The sequence below is a fragment of the Hymenobacter lapidiphilus genome, from assembly GCF_003417065.2.
In the GTDB taxonomy this organism is placed as follows: Bacteria; Bacteroidota; Bacteroidia; order Cytophagales; family Hymenobacteraceae; genus Hymenobacter.
Genome location: NZ_QVLT01000094.1, coordinates 1 through 247, shown reverse-complemented (window position 1 = coordinate 247; position 247 = coordinate 1). Strand labels below are relative to the sequence as shown.

The following is a 247-nucleotide window of genomic DNA, read 5'->3' as shown; positions in this document are numbered from 1 at the left end:
ACGGCGGGCTGGGCGTGTCCGAGTTGCGCCGTTTAAAACAGTTGGAAGAAGAGAACCAGCAGCTCAAACAGCTGGTCGCGGACCTGAGCCTGGACAAGCAGATGCTGCAGGATGTACTCAAAAAAAAAGTTCTGAAGCCCGTGCAGCGTCGCCACGTGGCTCAACACTTACGCGACGCCTATCGCATCTCGACCCGCCGAGCCTGCCAGCTCGTATCGCTACAGCGGTCGAGCTGGTATTACCAGCC

Annotated in this window: 1 pseudogene; it reads left to right on the top strand. The window is 58.3% G+C overall.

Annotation, left to right across the window (positions count from 1 at the left end):
• A pseudogene (locus D0N36_RS19340) lies at positions 1-247 on the top strand (IS3 family transposase); the annotation flags it as partial.